12 protein-coding genes and 1 tRNA gene are annotated in these 17,963 nt (G+C 49.9%); 11 read left to right on the plus strand and 2 right to left on the minus strand.

Annotated features, from left to right (window positions below; translation table 11 throughout):
• Nucleotides 1–38 precede the first annotated feature (38 nt).
• Nucleotides 39–4,574: a translocation/assembly module TamB domain-containing protein gene (locus LWL52_RS20645; RefSeq protein ID WP_437179341.1), complete on the minus strand. Its 4,536-nt coding sequence runs from the start codon at nucleotides 4,572–4,574 to the stop codon at nucleotides 39–41.
• A gap of 3 nt (nucleotides 4,575–4,577) precedes the next feature.
• Between LWL52_RS20645 and tsaD the strand changes: the two genes are divergently transcribed.
• The 9 genes from tsaD (at nucleotide 4,578) to cphA (ending at nucleotide 14,705) form a co-directional block, all read left to right on the plus strand.
• Entirely contained in the window at nucleotides 4,578–5,585 is a 1,008-nt protein-coding gene (gene tsaD / locus LWL52_RS06990) for a tRNA (adenosine(37)-N6)-threonylcarbamoyltransferase complex transferase subunit TsaD (RefSeq protein WP_242918262.1), read from the plus strand.
• 142 nt (nucleotides 5,586–5,727) lie between these two features.
• The gene (locus LWL52_RS06995) at nucleotides 5,728–6,117 is read left to right on the plus strand and encodes a thioesterase family protein (protein ID WP_242918264.1); all 390 of its coding nucleotides are present in this window, start codon (nucleotides 5,728–5,730) and stop codon (nucleotides 6,115–6,117) included.
• Complete coding sequence (gene smpB, locus LWL52_RS07000) at nucleotides 6,118–6,585, plus strand: SsrA-binding protein SmpB (protein ID WP_242918266.1); 468 nt, start codon at nucleotides 6,118–6,120, stop codon at nucleotides 6,583–6,585. It begins immediately after the preceding gene.
• 129 nt (nucleotides 6,586–6,714) lie between these two features.
• A complete protein-coding gene (locus tag LWL52_RS07005; protein WP_242918269.1) occupies nucleotides 6,715–7,488 on the plus strand; it encodes a C40 family peptidase in 774 nt (257 codons plus the stop codon).
• Nucleotides 7,489–7,574: 86 nt separating this feature from the next.
• A complete protein-coding gene (locus tag LWL52_RS07010; protein ID WP_242918271.1) occupies nucleotides 7,575–8,078 on the plus strand; it encodes an HNH endonuclease in 504 nt (167 codons plus the stop codon).
• Between the two features lie 753 nt (nucleotides 8,079–8,831).
• The gene (rpsA, locus tag LWL52_RS07015; RefSeq protein WP_242918273.1) at nucleotides 8,832–10,739 is read left to right on the plus strand and encodes a 30S ribosomal protein S1; all 1,908 of its coding nucleotides are present in this window, start codon (nucleotides 8,832–8,834) and stop codon (nucleotides 10,737–10,739) included.
• Between the two features lie 166 nt (nucleotides 10,740–10,905).
• On the plus strand, nucleotides 10,906–11,445 hold the full coding sequence (locus LWL52_RS07020; protein WP_242918275.1) for a DUF1697 domain-containing protein: 540 nt from the start codon (nucleotides 10,906–10,908) through the stop codon (nucleotides 11,443–11,445).
• Nucleotides 11,446–11,635: 190 nt separating this feature from the next.
• A tRNA-Cys gene (locus LWL52_RS07025) sits at nucleotides 11,636–11,709 on the plus strand.
• A gap of 368 nt (nucleotides 11,710–12,077) precedes the next feature.
• Nucleotides 12,078–14,705, plus strand: a complete 2,628-nt coding sequence (gene cphA, locus LWL52_RS07030) for a cyanophycin synthetase (RefSeq protein ID WP_242918277.1) — start codon at nucleotides 12,078–12,080, stop codon at nucleotides 14,703–14,705.
• 658 nt (nucleotides 14,706–15,363) lie between these two features.
• On the opposite strand, the gene LWL52_RS07035 is transcribed toward cphA, so the two are convergent.
• Nucleotides 15,364–16,305, minus strand: a complete 942-nt coding sequence (locus LWL52_RS07035; protein WP_242918279.1) for a DUF8428 domain-containing protein — start codon at nucleotides 16,303–16,305, stop codon at nucleotides 15,364–15,366.
• Nucleotides 16,306–16,418: 113 nt separating this feature from the next.
• Here LWL52_RS07035 and LWL52_RS07040 point away from each other — a divergent pair, with 113 nt between their 5' ends.
• Together LWL52_RS07040 and kdsA are read left to right on the plus strand one after the other, a co-directional pair.
• Complete coding sequence (locus tag LWL52_RS07040) at nucleotides 16,419–17,036, plus strand: class I SAM-dependent methyltransferase (protein WP_242918281.1); 618 nt, start codon at nucleotides 16,419–16,421, stop codon at nucleotides 17,034–17,036.
• 80 nt (nucleotides 17,037–17,116) lie between these two features.
• Complete coding sequence (kdsA, locus tag LWL52_RS07045) at nucleotides 17,117–17,926, plus strand: 3-deoxy-8-phosphooctulonate synthase (protein WP_242918283.1); 810 nt, start codon at nucleotides 17,117–17,119, stop codon at nucleotides 17,924–17,926.
• Nucleotides 17,927–17,963 lie beyond the last annotated feature (37 nt).

The following is a 17,963-nucleotide window of genomic DNA, read 5'->3' on the forward strand; positions in this document are numbered from 1 at the left end:
AGGAAAGAAAAAAGCCCTGCCTTAAAGGGCGGGGCTTTCTAGAGCTCGAGGCGCGGGTCTGAGTCCAATATGATCTGCTCAGGCTGTTCGGTTCTGCGGGGCCTGGTGCGGGTAAAGATCTCCCGGAAACTATCGAAGCGCTTGGTATGCAGCACACTTATACTTTGGCTGGTGGTGGAGCTGGTCGTGCCCAGGCGTTCCGGAAAAGTGTTGTATTCCATCCGCAGGCGCAGCTCACCGCTTTTGGCTAGGTAATATTCCACCGACCAGTCGCCCTGGTAGCCGCTGCGGCGTGTACCGCTATAATCGGTATTGGATCCCAGGCCGGCTTCGCTGGTTACCCGCAGCCTGCCCTGCAGGAAAGTATAGCTGAGCCTGACCTGCAAAGCCGAAAGCGCGTTCTGATCCAGTGCTCCCAGGCCAATGTCTATTTCCAGGTTGTTGTCGATGCTGTTGAGGAAGTTGCCCAGCTGGCTGGAAAGCAAACTACCCAAACTGCCCCCCACAGCACCTGCACCGGCGCCATCGGCAGCAAAGGTGCCCTGTGGCGAGAGCCGTTGCAGCACCAGTAAGCTGAAAACCTGCCGGTTCAGTTCGCTCTCATCATTTTTAATTGAATTGATAAGTCCTGAAAGCGTGGTCTGCACATTTTGTGGCATCTGATCGAAGTTCATGCCCAGCGTAATTTGTGGGGTAAGCAGCTGCCCGTTGAGGTCGATTACAGCCGTGATGGGGTAGCGCCCCTGCAAATCATTCGATTCATCATTTGGCAAAAGCCCGCTCAGCGACGCCATTTGCGTATAAGTGGCGGTAATATCCATCACACCGTTGAGCGGATCTCCGTTCCAGGTGATGGTGCCGCCCGGGCTCACTTTAAATTCCCGTGTTAAAAGCCCTTCCAGCAGGTTCAGGTTGTAAGCGCCTTGTGTAATTTCGAAGGTGCCATACATATTAAAGTCTCCACGTGTATCGATCGTCATGCGGATATCGCCGTTGCCCGACCCGCGGATCACATCCCCGGTTGTGCGGTCGATGATGATCTCAAAGTAGGCGTCGTCGGTCACATCCAGGTTAAAGTTCAGGTTGATCCCAGACAGGTCTACCTTGTCCTGCACCAAGGCCGTAGCGGCGCCGGTGCTGTCGGTTTCATTGTGGCTCACAAATTTGATAAAGTCTTTGCGCGCTACTTCCGTCTGGTTATCCAGGGGCAGCACAATGCGGGTGTTTTCGTTGCTGCGGGCATCCACATCCACACGCAGGTTCTCTACGGGACCAAGCACGCTAGCAGTGCCGGTGGCAAAGGCGGTGCCGTAGAAAAGCTCATTCTGCTCGCTGGTTGTGTTCAGCACCATAAAATTACGGTAGCGGGCTTCCAGATCGATCACCATGTTCTTGAAACCATCGTGGGCAATACCGCCTGACACAGTGGCTTTGTTGCCATACAGATCCTGCAGCTGAGCATTCCGGAAGCTGATGCTGTTAGGCCCAAAGTAGATGCGGTCAGTAAATTTATAGGTGGTGTTCAGGTAATCAAACGTAAAGCGGCCATCAGTCACATTCACCGAGCCCTTCAGCACAGGGTAATCCAGGCGGCCCAATATCCGGATCCGCCCTTCCATACTTCCGTCCAGGTTCGACATGATGGGTTTAAGCACCGGCTCCACCAATTTCAGGTTGGCATTGTCCATCACGGCCAGCAGGTCTAACTGGTCTTCCTGTGCTTTGGGGTTGTAGTTACCCGAAACCGAGAGCACCTTTTTACCATTCCGCACAATACCCACATCCACCACGGCCTGGTTCTGGGTGTTGCTCCAGTTGGTATTGCCATTGATGTCGCCAATGTAAATATCATCCATCCGGAATGAGTCGACGCGCATGGCGCCATCCAGCAGGCCGCGTTTGTAAATATCCTGTGCCACCACTTCAGCTGTCATCCGGCCGGCAACTTTCATCGAGATAAGCGGGTTAAGGTTGCGCAGGTCAAAGTTGCCCACTTTCACCGTCAGTTTGCTGTCCGGCGAATCGGAGATGGTGCCATTGGCGCTGATGGTTTGGTTCTGGTTGGAGAGCAAAAAGTTTTCGAAGACCAGCCTGCGCCCGTAATCACTTATATAAAGTGTGTTGCCGGGGTTAAACACCCACGGGTTTTCCCGCAAGGTGATGTTAGACTTATCGAACACTACCTGTACCTGGTTTGCCAAAAAGTTGAGCGCACCCGTAATGGTCGCGCGGTTGCTCTGGTTCGCTTGCTTCAGGCTGGTGGCAAAGTTGATGGTGCGCTCGCTCCAGATACCTTCCATGTAAAAGTCCTGCGTTTCGCCTGCGGCCGGTATTGTTTGCTTGGTGGAAGTAAAAAGGGCTGAAGCCAGCACATCGGGCTCGTTCTGCAGTTTGGACGTGTTAAGCTCCAGTTTGCTGCCGTATAAGGTATAATCCTGGTACTGGATGGTGTCCAATGTGGCATACGCATCCAAAATAACCGTATTGTCGTGTCGGAAGGAGCCTTCTACCTTCGAGAAATCAGATATGGCCAGGCCTGGCATAAACAGCTGCAGCACCGGATTGACATGTTTGAGGTAAACAGCATACGTTAAGGCATAGTCCTTATGCGCATCCGACTTGCGGGCATAATAGGCTTTGGTAGCCGCATCGTTGCTTTCAAAATTCAGCTGGTATTCTTTCACCAGGTTCTGCAGGTCCTGGATCAGCGTGGAGTAATTAAAGTTGCCGGCCACTTTCATGGCCAGCAAATCGGAGCTAAGTTGCAGGCTGCGCTGTCCGCCGCTGATCTCCGAATCGATCACCACCGAATCAATCGCCAGGGGGGTCTTATCATATAAAACGGAAGCACTGTCGAAGCGGGCGGTGCCTACAAACTTATCCAGCTGTAGCCCTTCAAAGTTCAGATCGGCTTTTGCCTGTATAACCAGGGGCTTGGTGCTGAGGTGCAGCGCCTGCAGGTCAATGCGGTTCATGTCGGCTACCATGTTAAAGGCTTGTTTGCCATTCGCCAGCCTCACCGTGCCATCGGCCGTGAACATCAGGTTAGGGTCCCGGACCGACACCTTGCCTGTAAACTCCTGGTTTTGGAAACGGCCGTTTGCCACGATATTCCTGTAATTATAGTCCAGCAGTTGCACCTGGTTGATGGTTGCATTTACAGTCAGGTTGGCATCAGGCAGGGTAAAGCCGGAGCCGGCCACGCGCCCGCTCATCGTGATGGTCCTGATCTGATCGGTGTTCAGCAGCTTGCCCAGGTTAAAGTTGGTTGTTTTCAGGTAACCGTTGTAGGACGACCGGCGGGTATTATCGTCTATTTTCAGGTTAATGTCCGATTGTAGTTCCCCCAGCGCTGTGGCAAAACTGCCGTTGGCTACAAAGTCGTTGTAGAAACCCAGAAAACGCCCTTCCAGTTTTACGGTGCCCAGCCTTGCCGCCATCTGGTAAGCCTCTTTCGGCAAAAACTGTTTGATGTCGGTTGCATTGATGGTAGAGGATTTGAGCCGCAGGTTGGCAAAGGTCTCTTTAAAGTTTGGCAGACCATCGGCGTTGATGTTGCCCACAATATGGGTGTGCTGCCCGTATTCCACATCCACGTTCCGGGCCGTAAAATCTTTTACCTTGCCCTTGAACTCACCGGAATTTACAAGCAGATTTTCATCATACCCCTTTAATTGGGGAGCAAAAGTGGCGATGTCTTTGGAGTATACTTTGGAGTCGTGCAGGTTTGCCGTCAGGGTCACACTGTCCATAAACGCAGTAAAGTTACCGAACCGGTTATAGTCGAAACGGACAAAATGCTGCAGATTGCTTTTGTTCAGTTGCAGGTCCAGGGCATCCCATTCCCAAAAAGTGGACGCGTACGTCATTCGGGTATCCAGTTTATGCAGGCGCGTGTTAGAGCGGGTCTCCACGGTGCGCAGGTCGGTTACCGTTACTTTGAGCGTATCTTCCAGCACAAACTCATTAAACCGTCCAGAGATATGGTCGAAGTTCATGTGGAAGTAGTCCATGCCATACGCAGCACGGGGCTTATTGAAATCGTCAAAAGCAAAATGCCCGTCCTGCAGGATCACCTGGCCAATCGTGAATTGGAAAGGCTGCGAGGCCTTGGTGGTATCCTTTACCATCAGTTTACTCAGGGCGCGCAGGAAGGTGTTCAGGTTTAGCGAATCGGTGCCGGCATACTTTACTAGGTTGGCGCGGGGCTGTTGCAGCTCCAGCGTGGCTATACTTAGTTTGTTGGGGTGCAGGATGGTAAAGGCGCTGATATCGGCTTCGGCCCGGCCTACGTAGAAGAGTTCCTTGCTGCGGCGGTCCAGCACTTTTACTTTTTCCAACACCACCTTGCTGAAGAATTCAACGTCCACCCGCCCAATGGTTACCTGGTGCTGCAGCTTTTTGGAAAGGTAGGCTGCCGCCTCCTGCGAGACTTTGGTCTGCACCGCGGGGAGCCGAATTGCCACAAAAACGGTGGCAAACAGCAGTAAAAGCAATAGGAAGAGCCCCAAAACTATTTTTAGTAGCGCTTTTCCTATAACTTTGAAATAATTTACTGACTGTTCTTGTTCCAAAAGATGACCGAACCTATAATTTTAGCGATAGAATCTTCCTGCGACGAGACCTCTGCTGCCGTGATCCGCGGCGGAAAGGTATTGTCGAATATCATAGCCACCCAGGCCGTGCATGAACAGTATGGCGGCGTGGTACCAGAGCTGGCCTCCCGGGCGCATCAGCAAAATATCATACCGGTGGTTTCGGAGGCGTTGCGTAAGGCAAATGTAGCAAAAAAAGAGCTAAATGCCGTGGCTTTTACGCGCGGTCCTGGCCTGCTGGGTGCCCTGCTGGTAGGCTGCTCGTTTGCTAAGTCTTTTGCCCTGGGGCTTGACATTCCGCTTATCGAGGTAAACCACATGCAGGCGCATATTCTGGCCCATTTTATCGAGGAACCCAGGCCTGCTTTCCCGTTCCTTTGCTTGACCGTTAGCGGTGGCCATACCCAGATTGTGCTGGTAAAAGACCACCTCGCCATGGAGGTCATTGGCCAGACGACAGACGATGCTGTAGGAGAGGCCTTTGATAAAACAGCTAAAATGCTCGGACTCCCATACCCGGGCGGACCGATGCTGGATAAGATGGCCGCGCAGGGCAACCCCGATGCCTTCGAATTTCCAGTGGGCAATATGCCCGACTACAATTTCTCTTTCAGCGGTATCAAAACAGCCGTTTTATACTTCCTGCAAAGACAAACGAAAGAAAACCCGGCCTTTGTGCAGGAGAACCTCGCCGATATTTGCGCTAGTGTGCAGCAGACGCTTATCAAAACCCTGCTGAAGAAACTGGTGCAGGCCTCCCTGGATCTGAATGTCCGGGATGTGGCCATTGCAGGAGGAGTGTCGGCCAATTCAGGATTGCGAAAGGCGCTGCAGGCATATGCACCCAAGTATAACTGGCAGGTGTATATCCCGGCTTTTGAGTATTGCACTGACAATGCCGCTATGATTGCAATGGCCGCGCACTACCAGTATTTGAAAGGAGACTTTGCCTCGCAATATGTGAGCCCCGAACCGCGAATGAAAATTTGAGGGAGTTGGAAAGTTAGAGAGTTAGAGAGTTAGAAAGTATAGCTTGTAAGTATAAGGGGTTATTTTAACAAGCTTTTCTCTTCCGGATTTATGATCTGGCTTGCAGCGCAACATGCAAGCAAAGAACAACGATAAACGCACAATGCCAATAAAACCCGGCGACACCCGTACGTATGTTAAGCACGTAACTGCTGCAGACTTTGCCCGGTTCGAAGATGGCCTGGTGCATGCTGTTTGTTCTACCTTTTCACTGGCGCAGGCAGCGGAGTATGCCGGTCGTTTGTTCGTGCTGGATATGAAAGCAAAAGATGAAGAAGGGGTAGGTACCAGATTGTCTGTCAGGCATAAGGCGCCGGCCTTTGAAGGCGAAAGTATAACCATTGTAGCCACTCTGCAGAAGTATAACGGGCATGAGGTGCTCTGCAGCTTTACCGCCACTGTAGGCGACCGTCTGGTGGCTGAAGGGGAAACGGGGCAGAAGATTTTGAAAAAAGAAAAACTAGCCAAAGTGTTGGCTCCAAAGCAAGTATAAATGGCGAAAGCGAAAGACCGAATACAGAAGTTTGTAAACATCGTAAACCGCAAGGCTTCCTTCGAATACCAGTTCCTGGACAAGTATACAGCTGGTGTCCTGTTAAAAGGCACGGAAATAAAGTCCATCCGGGAGGGAAAGGTGAACATGCAGGACGGCTATTGTTTGTTTCAGAATGGCGAGCTGTGGCTGCACAACCTGCATATTGCCACTTACACCGAAGGAACGCACTACAACCACGAGCCCCTGCGCACCCGCAAGCTGCTGCTCAACAAGAATGAACTCCGCAAACTGGAGAATAAATCCGAAGAGCAGGGGGTAACCATCATCCCAACCCGCGTTTTTATAAACGACCGGGGTTTTGCCAAAATAGAGATCGCCCTTGCCCGCGGCAAAAAGCTCTACGACAAACGCCAGGACATCAAGGAAAAGGACGTGAAACGCGAGATGGACCGAAGCGGGTATTAAGTATAATATTGAATGAGTGATGGAGTGAATGAGTTAATAATTTTAAAAATTAATCCCTTGTTTACTTACCTTTTTAGCCAACATCAGATATTCACTCATTCAAAAATTAATCATTCAAAATTCTAAATAGTGGAATACGGAATATCGTTACTGAGCCTGGTGCCCATGCGCGCCGAAACTTCAGATCGGGCTGAGATTGTGACCCAGATGCTTTTCGGGGAGTGCTACCAGGTGGTAAGCCGTCAGGATAATTGGGTTTGCATTGAACTGGCCTCTGATGGCTACCGCGGCTGGATAGACTGGAAACAGCACAACCCCGTAAGCGAGGCCTATTACCAGGCGTGGAAAGCGGCCGCGCATCCCCGTGTTGCCGATCTTATGCAATTCGTACATAAGGGTGAAGTACGCATTCCGGTTGCGCTTGGAGCCTACCTGCCGTTCTTCGATGGGACACAAGGCCGGGTAGGTGAGGAGGTGTTTTCCTACCAGGGATTGGCATTTAATCCGGCTTCTGGAATAGTTGCAGAAAAGGTTGTAGAAGTAGCGCATAATTTCCTGAAAGCGCCATACTTATGGGGCGGCAAGTCGGTGTTTGGAATTGACTGTTCGGGCTTAGTGCAGCAGGTATATGGCCTGTTTGGTTACCAGTTGCCACGCGATGCCTGGCAGCAGGTAGAACACGGGCAAGAGGTGCATTTTGTAACCCAGACGCAACCCGGCGATTTGGCTTATTTTGCCAACACGGAAGGCCGTATCACACATGTGGGGCTGATGCTGGAAGGGCAGCAGATCATGCATGCGCATGGTGAGGTGCGCATCGACACACTCGACCACCAGGGCATCTATAACAACGACTTTCAGCGCTACACTCATAACCTTCGCCTAATCAAGCGTATTTTTTAGCGCTACGGCTGTTTTTTCTCCCAACTTACGCAGTAACAGTTTGTTGTATACCGTACAACTAATGCGTAAAATGCGCGAGCAGCCCCATGAAAGATAAAGTTCTCATCCTCAACCAGGACTTCAGTGCCATAGCGGTATGCACCGTGCAGAAGGCCTTTCTGCTGGTATACCTTGACAAAGCAGAGATGGTAACGAAAGCCAACGGCTCCTTTTTACACTCGGTGAGCTGTGTTTTTCCCGTGCCGTCGGTTATCCGCCTGCAACGCTATGTGCGGGTGCCCTACTATGGCATTGCCCTGAGCCGGCATAACGTCATGCGCCGCGACAACTATAGTTGTCAGTACTGCGGCGCAAACCGTAATCTCACCCTCGACCATATGATGCCCCGCTCCCGCGGCGGAGCGACCAACTGGCAGAACCTGGTGACGGCCTGCTCCCGCTGCAATGCCCGCAAAGGCGATCGCACCCCGGAAGAAGCCGGCCTCAAACTTCTCCATAAACCCGGCCGTCCTTCGCTGCAATCCTTCCTCCAACTGCACCTCACATCCCAGAATAACGACTGGCGAATCTACCTCGGATTAGATAAATAGTTGCATTTTGTGGTTGCTAAAAAAGTTAGTTACATACTCGTAAGGTGTTTGTAATCAACTATAAGTAATGATATAGATATACTTAAGGTATAAGTATAAAGATGTTGTTTTGGGCTAAGGGCAATCCGAAGGTTTTACCAGGCATTTATACTTGTATATTTCACTTTTGGTCTGTAGCGACTCCTCTTGTTACGCACCTTAGGATTGTTAGGTCTGAAAAGATAAGCTCGTAAAACACTGTCATTCTATTAAATATCCTGATAGAAAAAGAGGCCCCTCTCCCCAAAGATTAAGCCTTTGCGGCTTGCCCAAAATATCCTTTCAGGATGACAAAAAGTAGAGCTGAACTACCCTGCTGTAGCGCGACGGTCTGGCTATAAACTAGGCAAGTTGAAAGCAGCAACTAGCTACTCAAAAGCAAGTCTAGGGCTGGCGGAAAGTATACGCAGGCAGCACGGGTATAGGGCAGCGCACAGCCAACCCTTCCTGCGGCCGGTTAGCTGCTTTTCCACTATCTGCTGGTGCTTAGGTTAGCAGCAGGCGCTTTGCGGCTAACTATCAGCTACATATGCTTCGCTGCGCGTGGCGAATCCCTCTCTTAAAAGATTGAATTTTATTGGTTTTTTTATCCTGGATTAGTTACTTTTGCCCTTCATTCGAGTGAATGGCCCTGCTTTGCGGCAGGAATTGTAAAACCAAACCAAATCAGCCGATTGCTCTGGGCTGGTGGCTATGCAAGAGCAGTATAATTTTATGAGTAATTCTCCAGAAAATTTCGATTGGGACAGATTTGAGTCTCAAGGTTTTGGCGGCGGCTATAGCAAAGCTGAGAAAGCCGAAATGGAAAAAATGTATGACGACACCCTGACTACCGTACAGGAGCAGGAGGTTGTGAAAGGAACTGTGGTTGGCATCACTGATCGTGACGTGATCCTGAACATCGGTTTCAAATCTGATGGCCTGGTACCTGTTTCAGAATTCAGAGATCTTCCTGAGCTGAAAGTAGGCGACGAGGTAGAAGTGTTTATTGAAGACCAGGAAGACCCGAACGGCCAGCTGATCTTGTCCCGCAAGAAAGCCAAAATCGTTAGCGCCTGGGCTAAAATTTACGACGCACTTGAGAACGACAACGTTCTGGAGGGTGTAGTGAAGAGAAGAACCAAAGGTGGTCTGATCATGGACCTCTACGGTGTTGAAGCGTTCTTGCCAGGTTCGCAGATCGACGTGAAGCCGATCCGTGACTTCGATGTGTTCGTAGGCAAGAAAATGGAAGTGAAAGTTGTGAAAATCAACGCCGCTTTCGACAACGTGGTTGTTTCTCACAAAGTACTGATCGAGAAAGACCTGGAGCAGCAGCGTGCCGCTATCCTGAACAACCTTGAAAAAGGTCAGGTTCTGGAAGGCGTTATCAAGAACATGACAAACTTCGGTGTGTTCATCGACCTTGGTGGCGTAGACGGTCTGCTTCACATCACAGATATTTCATGGGGCCGTATCAACCACCCGGAAGAAGTATTGCAGCTCGACCAGAAGGTGAACGTAGTAGTGCTTGACTTCGATGATGACAAGAAGCGTATTTCTCTTGGCATGAAGCAGCTTACTCCTCATCCATGGGATGCACTGCCTGCTGAGATCGAGGTTGGCTCACGTGTGAAAGGTAAAATTGTAAACGTAGCAGACTATGGTGCGTTCCTGGAACTGATGCCAGGCGTAGAAGGTCTGATCCACGTTTCTGAAATGAGCTGGTCACAGCATCTGCGTAATCCGCAGGACTTCATTAAGCAAGGCGACGAGGTAGAAGCAGTAGTGCTGACACTGGACCGCGAAGAGCGCAAAATGTCTCTGGGCATTAAGCAGCTGACCGAAGATCCGTGGACAAAAGAAGATGTGCTGACCAAGTATGGCGTAGGCACCAAGCACACAGGCATCGTGCGTAACCTCACCAACTTCGGCCTGTTCCTGGAACTGGAAGAAGGTGTAGACGGACTGGTACACGTATCGGACCTGAGCTGGACCAAGAAGATCAAGCACCCATCTGAGTTTGTGAAAGTTGGTGATAACCTGGACGTAGTAGTGCTGGAACTGGATGTTCCGAACCGCAGACTTGCCCTGGGCCACAAGCAACTGGAAGAAAACCCTTGGGATACGTTTGAATCCGTATTCAACATCGGTTCTGTTCACAAAGCTACTGTACTGGAGAAATCTGACAGAGGCGCTGTGTTAGAATTGCCTTACGGCATCGAAGGTTTCGCTTTCCCGAAAAGCTTAGCCAAAGAAGACGGTTCTCAGGTAGAAGTTGGCGAAAGCTTAGACTTCAAAGTAACTGAATTCTCTAAAGAAGACCGTAAGATCATTCTTTCGCACACAGCTACTTATTCTGATGTAGACACTGCCAGAACGGCCCGTGCTACGAAGAAAGCTGCTGCCCCTGCAGCAGGTGGTACTGCCAGCGCAGAGAAGAAAGACGCAAGAGCACCAAAAGTTCAGAAAGAAGCAGACCGCTCCACACTTGGAGACCTGGATGCCCTTTCTGCCCTGAAGGAGCAAATGCTTTCTAACGAGAAAGAGGCTGGTGTGAAGAAGTTGGAGGCTGCTGCGGCTAAAAAGACGCAGGACACGGACAACGAGGACGAATCTGCTGAAGAAGAGAACAACGCTTAGTATAAGCTTGTTACATAGTAAAAAGCCCCGGAGCAATCCGAGGCTTTTTTGTTTTTATACCTTAGCAGTTAACCTATAAAAATAGTATATTAGTTAATAGATATTCTAACTACATCCAACGTGTCTTCAAACGTTAGGGAGATGTTTACCCAATAGAAATTCAACTATGGAAATATACATAGCGCTTTTGCGCGGAATCAATGTGAGTGGGCAGAAGCAGATCAAAATGACTGACCTGAAAATTTGTTTGGAAGAGGCTGGCTTTCAGAAGGTGAAAACCTACATCCAGAGTGGCAATGTAGTATTTGAACACGAGAGCACAAACCCGCAGTTGGTAGCTGGTCTGGTTGAGCAAACTATACTTGAGCGTTTCGGGTTTGATATACACGTCAGGATAACCACTGCCTCAGAGTTGAAAGTTATTTTAGAAACGAACCCTTACCTGAATGGGAGGGAAGAGGATATAAAGCTGCTGTATGTTTCTTTTCTGTCTGAAGAACCCGCGCCGATAAGTATAGAGAACCTGCAGAAAGTGAATTGCCCGGAGGAATTCCGTATTGCTGGCAAGCATTTATACCTGTTCGCAACCAATGGCTATGGCAATGCAAAACTGAACAACAACCTGATTGAAAATAAGCTAAAGCTAAAAGCAACTACCCGTAACTGGAATACTATAACGAAGCTGGCTGAGATGGCGCAAGCCTGATCTGCACATTTTTTTTGCTATCCCTTTAGACAAGGGCAGGAGTATAAAGCTCCTGACACCGTTATAGATAGCTGAATTTTATAGTTGTTTCCGATAAATCCGTAACATACTTTATTTGGTTGATTTGAAAAAACATGGGTTTATAGTTTGACAAACATACTTCTGTATGTATATTTGCACTCCCAATCACGGTAACGTGGCCGAGTGGCTAGGCTCAGCTCTGCAAAAGCTGCTACAGCGGTTCGAATCCGCTCGTTACCTCCACATCCCTGCAAGTATACTTGCAGGGATTTTTTTTGTCCTTCCGGTTCTTGCCGTACGGCTTGATTTCTCACGCGTTTAATTCTCCAAAACCTTTCCGGTATACTTGCCTGGGCAGCCTGGCTATTTGCCGCAGCAGGCAATCTTTTAGGTGCCTTTTCCGTACTGTACCATTAGTCAGGTAGAAGCCGCACCTGGATAAAATGGTGCAATTTTGCAACAGCTATATCCCAATGCACGTACTGCGCTTTGATCTATGGAATATGTATGATCAACTGGCTGCTTTAGCGGAGTATAAACCCAGCGCCGGCTATACGCAACCGAAAGAACCTGAGATAATCAACGAATAGCTTACCCAGCGTAACCAAAAAATGAATATCCTAGATTTGCGCGTCATGCGCGGACCAAACTATTGGTCAGTAAAGCACCCTAAGCTCATCGTGATCAAGCTCGGACTGGAAGAGCTTACTGATACGCTCACCGATCAGGTACCAAATTTTTCCAGCAGACTGCGCCAGCTATTTCCCGGGTTGCAGCACCATCGTTCGGCAGCCGGCGTAGAAGGCGGCTTTTTTAAGACCGTGGAGGAAGGCACTACCTTTGGCCATGTGGTGCAGCATGTGGCCCTGGAACTGCAAACCATGGCAGGTATGGAGTGCGGCTATGGGCGTTGCCATCCGGCCCGGGAGCAGGGCACCATGTTCGTCGTATTCTCTTACCAGGAGGAACGGGCCGGCGATTATGCCGCCTACGCCGCCGTGCGCATCACAAAGGCACTCATTAAAGGAGAGAAGTATAAGCTGAGCGATGATATTTCGCGCCTGCATGAAATCCGCGAGGATGAGTATTTCGGCCCCAGCACGTATGCTATCGTTTCCGAAGCCATTAGCAGAGGCATACCATATATTCGTCTGAACCGCCATTCGCTTATCCAGCTAGGGTATGGCGTGCACCAGAAGCGCATTCAGGCGACCATGACCTGTAAAACAGCCTGTTTTGCTGTAGAGATTGCCGGTGATAAAAAAGCTACGAAAGACATACTGGAAGAAGCCGGCATTCCGGTGCCCAAAGGAACCACCGTCTACTCGCAGGAGGAACTGAAGCAGGCAGTCAGCTGGCTGGGCTTCCCGCTTGTGGTAAAACCGCTGGATGGCAACCATGGCAAGGGTGCTACGATCAACATCACCAACCTAAAAGAGGCGCAGCGTGGTTTTACAGAAGCCCGTAAGTTTTCAGCAGGCGTCATGGTAGAGCAGTTTATAGAAGGCTACGACTTTCGGTTACTGGTTATCCAGGGCAAATTTGTAGCTGCTGCCAAGCGCACACCGGCCATGGTAACAGGCGACGGCTTTTCTACCATCAAACAGCTCATCGACCGTGAAAACAAGGATCCCCGCCGCGGCATCGGCCACGAGAAGGTACTTACAAAAATCACCCTGGATAAGCATACCCAAAACATTCTAAAAAGCCAGAATCTGACTTCAAAATCAGTGCTGCCGGCAGGCCATATACTCTACCTGAAAAGCACCGCCAACATCAGCACGGGTGGTACCGCCACCGACGTAACGGACCTGGTGGACCCCTATAATATCCTGATGGCCGAGCGCATTGCTGGCCTTATCGGGCTCGACATTTGCGGCATTGACGTGATGACAACTGATATTGCCATTCCACTGAACGAAACACGCGGAGCCGTGCTGGAGGTAAATGCTGCGCCTGGCTTCCGGATGCATATTTCGCCCACCTATGGCCTTGCCCGTAACGTGGCCGAGCCTGTCGTGGACATGATGTTCCCGCAGGGCGTACCTGCACGCATTCCCATAATTGCGGTAACAGGCACCAATGGCAAAACCACCACCACGCGCCTGATCGCCCATATGGTAAAGCATAAAGGCTATCAGGTAGGCTACACTACTACCGATGGCATCTACATCCAGGACAAGCTCCTGGTGAAAGGTGATACGACAGGTTCTTATAGTGCCGAGTTTGTGTTAAAAGATCCGACAGTGAACTTTGCGGTGCTGGAATGTGCTCGTGGTGGGCTGTTGCGCTCCGGACTCGGTTTTCAGCACTGCGATATCGGTATCGTGACCAACGTAAGCTCCGACCACCTGGGGCTGCGCGATATTCATACCCTGGAGGAACTGGCGCAGGTGAAAGCGGTGATCCCGAAAAGCGTGAGCGCGGATGGCTATGCTATACTTAACGCCGACGATGACTTGGTCTATGCCATGGCAGACGAGGTGAGCTGCAAAGTGGCCTACTTTAGTATGGACGAAAACAACCCGCGCATATTAAAGCACATTGCCAAAGGAGGGCTGGCTGCCGTGTGCGAGAATGGTTATATCTCCGTCTTCAAGAACAGCTACAAAATCCGCATCGACCGGGTGGGGGATGTGCCGCTAACGTTTGGCGGCAAAGCGAAATTCAATATTGAGAACTGCCTGGCTGCTGTGCTGGCCGGATACATCTCTCATTTTGATATCGAGGATATCAAAACAGCGCTGCGCACTTTCCTGCCATCTCCTAGCAAAACGCCGGGCCGCATGAACCTGTTCAAGTTCCCCGACTTTGATGTGCTGCTGGACTATGCTCATAATGTAGGTGGCCTGCGTGCCATCGGAGATTTCCTCACCGCCCAGGAAGCTACTAAAAAAGTAGGTATTGTGGCAGGGGTAGGAGACCGCAGACGTGAAGATATTATTGAGCTGGGCCAGCTGGCCGGCGAGTTGTTTGATGAAGTGATTGTGCGGGTAGATGCCGATCTGCGCGGCAGGTCAGCCGAAGAGGTGGTGGAACTACTTACCCTAGGCATTCAGGTCAGTGCGCCGGGCAAGCCAGTGCGCCTCATACCCGAGGAGATGCGGGCCATTGCCTATGCCCTAGAGCATGCCATACCTGGTTCTTTTATCGCCATTTTTACCGAAGACATCAGCGAAGCAGTGAAGATGATCGAAAGCTTTAAAGTGATTCAGGACAGAAAAGTACTTGTTGACTAAATTCGGCGCTAGGCCAAAACTATTAAAACTATTACATGTGAACGATGGACTAAAGCCCCTTCCGCAGGATAGGGGCTTTTTTTATGGTTTTCATGCAAGTATAAACTAGAGCCGCTGCTTCTGAATTCCGCGGTAAGCAAGCAGGCAAGGCGTTTTGCTTTGGGCAATTTTGGAGGATAATAAAATAACAATCGGTAAAGCTCCTTTTTGGAGATAGGACTTTGAATCCGCTTATATGTCATCCTGTAAGGATTTTGATGGAAGGGAGGTTAAGCCTTAACTAAGCACGCATTCTGCTGCTTTTCCATCAGCCCAAAGTTCACCTTAGAAGGAAGGGTAGTTAAGCTCTAATAAGATAAGCACATAAAACACTGTCATTCTGTTAAGAATATTGGTAGAAGGTAGATTAAGCTTTTGCGGACTGCTCACAAGATCCTTTCAGGATGACAATGAGGTAGAATGTAACGACCCTATGCTTTCGAAAGGAGTGAAGGAGGTGTTTATACTTGGGCGATGAAACACCTATAGGAAGTATAAGCCTCATCTAAATTTGAAGTCATAAGAAACTACTCCGGCTGCTTCAACGCAGCACCTATAAAACCAAAAAAGCCCCTGCTTGGAGGCAGGGGCTTTAAAGTATAATCGTTCAGCTTAGAGGCTATTTAAGTATAAAGCTGGTTTTTCCGATCAAGAAGCCATCGGCATACAATTCTACTGTGTGCTGCCCTTTCTTGTATTCGGCATTTTTTGCGTACACAAAGCTTAACTGCTGTTGGGTATTGTCATAAACAAAATCACGCTTGGCCGTGTAGTACATGTTTTCGCCATCCATCTGGAAAGAGCCGGAGCCCGTTGAAAGGTTGTAGAGGGCCGCACCGTCAGGCTCGATCAGGCGCATGTAAACGGTTTTGGGTTCTTTGGCAGCCACATCATTTTTGGCCAGTTTAAAAGCCACACGGATCTTTTCAACGCGCTTTGCTTTAAACTCATTGTCGTTGTCGTCCTTTTCCTTACCGCGCTTGTTGATGATATTGACGCTCAGGTTCTGAGCTTCGAGTCGGGAGGCAACTTTCACTTTTTCGGATAATTCCTTATTCGATGTCTTAAACGTGGTCAGGCTGTCGGCCAGTTGAGTTTTAGTGTTTTGCAGGGTAGTGTTTTCCGTAGCGAGCACCTCGTTGTCTTCTTTAAGCTTGGCGATCTGCTCGTCTTTCTGCTTAAGCTGCTGTTCAAACGCTTTGGCCTTGTCGCGGAAGCGGCGCTGGTCTGTCAAGCTGTAGCTTTTGGTTCTGAAACCGCGCAGTTCGCTCAGGTCCGCTGTAATAGCAGAGATCTTGCTTTCAAGCGAGTCGTTTTCCAGGCCCATGGCCTGCAGTTCCTGGCTCTGGCGCTCAAAATCAGCTTTCAGGGCTTCATATACTTTGATCTGGTTTTCCAGTTCGCTGTTCTTTACCCGAATCACTTCGGCCTGCTCCTCGGTTTTCTCCTTTTTCTGGTAATTCATGTAAATCAGGATCCCGTTGATGCTGATCAGGACAACCAATAGGCCTCCGATCAACAGTTTGCGGTTGCTACGATTCTCAGGAGTATTCGCTGGCATAGGGTTTTTGTTTAGGTGATTTTAAGGTGAAAATGGTTAATAAGTATAAATTGCAGTATAAGTAATGAGGTGCAGAATCAAATATAAGACATTTGATTTATAATCATAAACCGATGAACCAAGATTTTAACGCCGCTTATTGGCAGGAACGCTACCTGGCAGAACAGACGGGCTGGGATGCCGGAACTATAACGCCGCCGCTCAAAAATTATTTTGACCAGTTGCCTGATAAGGACCTGCGCATCCTTATTCCGGGGTGTGGCCGTGCGTACGAAGCGGAGTACCTGCATGCAAAGGGTTTTAAAAATGTATTTCTGGCCGATGTTGCGGAAGCGCCGCTACAGCACTTTGCGTCCCGCGTTCCGGACTTCCCCAAAGCGCACCTGCTGCTGCAGGACTTCTTCAGTTTGTCCGGCCCGTATGATCTGATCGTGGAGCAAACCTTCTTCTGCGCCCTCCCGCCTGAACTACGAGCGAATTACGCAAAAAAGTGCGCGGGGTTGCTGGCACCCGCCGGCAAACTCATGGGGCTGCTGTTTGATACTGTTTTTGAGAAGGATGGCCCCCCATTCGGCGGCAACAGAAACGAGTACCGCACCTACTTTGCACCTTACTTCGACTTCCTGCATTTCGAGACTGCTTATAATTCCATAGCACCGCGGCAGGGCAAGGAGCTCTTCATCCTGCTGCAGGTAAAAACGGCTATTGCCGACAAGATCCCGCATGCTTAATCCGAAATTCATAATTCGTAATTCCCATTAGATACCTACCTTTGCAAGGCCGGAAGGCAATACTTAAAGTATAAATAGATATGTTTGAGATACCAAAGCTGGCTTATACCAATTCGGGCAATTTCTTTCTGATGGCCGGGCCCTGTGCTATTGAAGGCGAAGACATGGCCATGGAGATTGCCGGACGTCTGAAAGAAATAACCGACAAGCTTCAGATTCCATGGATATTTAAAGGCTCGTACCGGAAAGCGAACCGCTCGCGCCTAGATTCCTTTACCGGCATCGGCGATGAAAAAGCGCTGCGTATTTTGCAGAAAGTGAGCCGCGAATTTGATGTGCCCACCGTAACCGATATTCACGAAACATCCGAAGCAGCCATGGCCGCCGAATACGTGGATGTGCTCCAGATCCCGGCTTTCCTATGTCGCCAAACCGACCTGCTGATTGCCGCCGCGGAGACAGGCAAAGTGGTGAACATCAAAAAAGGCCAGTTCCTGTCGGGACAGGCTATGCGCTTTGCCGTGGACAAGGTGATGGAGTCCGGCAACAATAAGGTTATTCTGACCGACCGGGGCAACAGCTTCGGATATTCCGACCTGGTGGTGGATTTCCGGAACCTGCCCGAGATGCAGTCGCATAACGTGCCGGTGGTGATGGACGTGACGCACTCGTTGCAGCAACCCAACCAAAGTTCCGGCGTAACCGGGGGCAAACCCGCTCTGATTGAAACCATTGCCAAAGCCGCAATAGCCGTAGGAGCCGATGGCTTGTTCATCGAAACCCACCCGCAACCAAGTATAGCCAAGTCGGATGGGGCCAACATGCTGCCGCTGGACCAACTGGAAGCCTTGCTGCAAAAGCTGATCCGCATCCGTCAGGCTGTCAGCTAAGTATAAATTTATAAAATAAAGTGCACCGCATGCCTTT

This window comes from Pontibacter liquoris (genome assembly GCF_022758235.1).
Classification (GTDB): Bacteria; Bacteroidota; Bacteroidia; order Cytophagales; family Hymenobacteraceae; genus Pontibacter; species Pontibacter liquoris.